The 2,740-nt window shown below is 61.9% G+C and carries 5 protein-coding genes and 1 pseudogene; all 6 read right to left on the bottom strand.

Annotated elements, in window-relative coordinates; genetic code table 11:
- On the bottom strand, positions 1-488 hold a 488-nt coding region (locus VGH68_RS21625; RefSeq protein WP_331605750.1), incomplete at its 3' end, for a hypothetical protein.
- Between the two features lie 3 nt (positions 489-491).
- Positions 492-1,097 carry a phage baseplate protein gene (locus VGH68_RS21620; protein ID WP_331605749.1) on the bottom strand — a complete coding sequence of 202 codons (606 nt, stop codon included), beginning with the start codon at positions 1,095-1,097 and terminating at the stop codon, positions 492-494.
- Between the two features lie 2 nt (positions 1,098-1,099).
- Positions 1,100-1,495 (bottom strand): hypothetical protein, encoded by a 396-nt coding sequence (locus tag VGH68_RS21615; protein ID WP_331605748.1) that lies wholly within the window; start codon positions 1,493-1,495, stop codon positions 1,100-1,102.
- A 9-nt stretch (positions 1,496-1,504) separates the two neighbouring features.
- Positions 1,505-2,209, bottom strand: coding sequence for a hypothetical protein (locus VGH68_RS21610; protein ID WP_331605747.1), 705 nt, complete (start codon positions 2,207-2,209; stop codon positions 1,505-1,507).
- On the bottom strand, positions 2,206-2,508 hold the full coding sequence (locus VGH68_RS21605) for a hypothetical protein (protein WP_331605746.1): 303 nt from the start codon (positions 2,506-2,508) through the stop codon (positions 2,206-2,208). The genes VGH68_RS21610 and VGH68_RS21605 overlap by 4 nt, the downstream gene beginning before the upstream one ends.
- Positions 2,505-2,740, bottom strand: a pseudogene (locus VGH68_RS21600) (hypothetical protein); the annotation flags it as partial. The gene VGH68_RS21605 and the pseudogene VGH68_RS21600, both read right to left, overlap by 4 nt.

Genomic DNA, 2,740 nt, shown 5'->3' with positions numbered 1-2,740 from the left:
CGCGAGAGCGCCGACATGGTCGCGCCCTGTCCGGTCAGCGCGAATTGCTGCTGTTCCTTCGCAAGCGCGGCGATAGCTGCCTGCCCGGATTGCGCATCGGTGCCAAGGCGGCGCGCAGTCGAACCCCACGCCTGCAATTCGAGGTTCGACATGCCGGTCGACACAGCGGCCTTGCGCAGCCCGGTCTCCATGCCCGTCAGCGCGGTGATCGCGCCGAGGATGCCTGCCGCGCTGCCGACACCTAGCACGGCGCCGAACGTGAAGGCGAGTTTGCCGAGTCCTTCCGTCAACTGCTTGACGGCCTTCTTCGACTCGGCCATGCGCTTCTTTGCGGCTTCGTCGCGCTTCTTCGACTGCTTCTCGCGCTCGACCTGCTTCTTCTCGGTCTTGTCGACCAACTTGTCGACTTCCTTGTCGTTCTTTTTGTAATCTTTGCTGTCGAGTGTAAGTTTTACGACCAGTTCGTCGACTACGGAGCCGTCAGCCATGACTTAGATTCCAAGGAAGTTGCCGGCGCTCACCGCAGCGTTCTGTGCGGTCGTCGCAGCCGATGAGAACACGTTGCCGATGCCTGCGACAATGCCGCTCTTCGCCTCGAGCACGTTCAGGTAGCCGCCGAGCGTGTTGGTGATTTGCGGGATCTCCTGGAAGCGGATCGACAAGTACAGCATGTTCGAACCCTTCTCTTTTCGCGTCACGTACGACAGGCCGGCGATCGTGTAATCCGTGTAGATGCCCTGCGGCGAAATGAGCGTGTAAAGCTGCTCCGGATTGCCAGACTCTTGCACCTCGATCGCGGATAGCCACGTGAAGCGCGCGACATCGCTGCCGGTCTTCACCAGTACGACTTCGATCGTGCGCGGCCGCACGACCTTGTTGTACACGGCGTAGGCGCCCTGCTCCTGCGGGTAGTCCGACAGCGCAGTGTCATACCGCGGCGAGAATTCGCCCCATGACGACGGGATCGTAAGCGGGATAAACGAGTCCGAGCGCACGATGCCGTAAAGCGGCACCGGCATGTTCAGGGCCGGCAGCGATGATGCGATTGCCGACAGTGCGTTCAGTACCGCTGCGGATGCGTCGACCAAGGCGGCCATGATCAGCCTGCGAAGTTGAGTTTAGCGAACGCCGTCAGGATCGCGCCGAGCGTCGCCAGATCGCGGATGTCGGTGCGCATGAGCGGCCGGAAGCCTTCGGGGTGACGCGGGTCGGCGGCGACTTCGATGCCTTCCAGTGCCTCAGTCACGAGCGCGTGCACGGCCTTGGGATCGCAACCCGACAGCGTCGACATGACCAGATCGATCGGCGGCCGGTCAGCGGCAACGCCGCTTTTGATCTGGTCGAGTAGCGACTCATAGCTGTCTACCTTCAGCGCGGCCACGAGGCGCAGCACGAAGCCCGAGAACGTGAGTGGGTCGGTTTCGGTGAGGCGGAAACGCTTGCCGTAGTCGCGCGCACTGGCGCCTTCTACGATGATTGTGCGAATGTCGTCCATGTCTCGTCCTTACAGGTTTGACCGCGCGCCCTTGGACTGTGAGGCAAGCCATTCGCGCAGCGAGTCGGCGTTGATTGATTCGGCCAGATTGTACGCGTCTTCAGTGCCCAGCACGGTTTCGAGTTCGACGTAAGTGGCGTATCGCGAGTTTATCACGGCGCTGATGGCGGGCGAGCAATACGTGACGCGCGTTGCGTCGCCGCCGGCGAGGATCGACGCGGCCTGCATCCGCACCGGTATTTCCATCTGTTCGCGGCCGACCATGAAGTCGACGTGCAGCAGAAGCGCCATGTTCTGCAGGCGTTCGATGTTGCGCCAGTCGCGGAGATGGCGGCGCGGGTCGAGCGGCAGACCGTCGACTGTGCCGCGCACGAAGTGCATGAGTTCGCCGCTGGCGCTATCGCCGAGCTTGCGCACGGCGCGCAAGTGCTGATAGGCGAGCGACACGACGCCGCCGTCTGGTGGCGCGTCGGCGGCGCGCAGCAGCGTGCGCGCAAGACGGTCCGCGCACAGTGCGGGCAGTTCAGTCAGCGTCACCCGCGTGCCTGCGTCCTTGCCAGTCAGATCAAAGTCACGCGATTTGAGCATACGAGCGCCAAAAAAAACGGGCACGCTTTGGGGACGTGCCCGGAACCTTAACCAACCAACAGAACGGAGACGATCAGGAGACGACTGATCAATTCCTATGCTATGCGAAGTGTAAGGCTTTGTCAATCCGGCGTGCCGTAACACAGCAGGTAGCGCGTGCCGAATCCGGTGTACACCGGATCGGTCGTGCCGAGCAGGTCGGCGAAGAAGAGTGGCTGCGGCATGCCGAGATAGGCGGCCGTGTTCAGATTCGTCCGATCCTGGCAGAGCCGCGCCATGCAGATCGACGCGCCGCCGTAGGTCACGTCGATGAACGTGCCTTCGTCGGTCGTCGTGATGTTGAACTGCGTTAGCACATTAGCGTCGAGCAGTGTCGAGAACGACTGGTTCGCGTTCGGCTGGATCGGAATGGTCTGAAAGGTCACAGATTCACCGTACCGGAGATGCCGCCCGCATCGGACACATAGACGGTGCCGGTCAGCGTGCGCGACTCGCGCACGAATTGCAGCGACGGGAGCGCCGTTTCGACTTCCGGCACGAGCAGTGCCTGATTCTGGTATTCGCTCGTCGTGAAAACCATGTTAGGGGTTTGCCCTAGTATCTGATCGTACCGCACGCCCTGTGTCGTGTCGTAGTACAGCTCGCCACTGAACGTCA

It is taken from the genome of Paraburkholderia sp., assembly GCF_036488505.1.
GTDB lineage: Bacteria > Pseudomonadota > Gammaproteobacteria > Burkholderiales > Burkholderiaceae > Paraburkholderia.
This window is presented reverse-complemented; position numbering and strand designations above follow the sequence as displayed.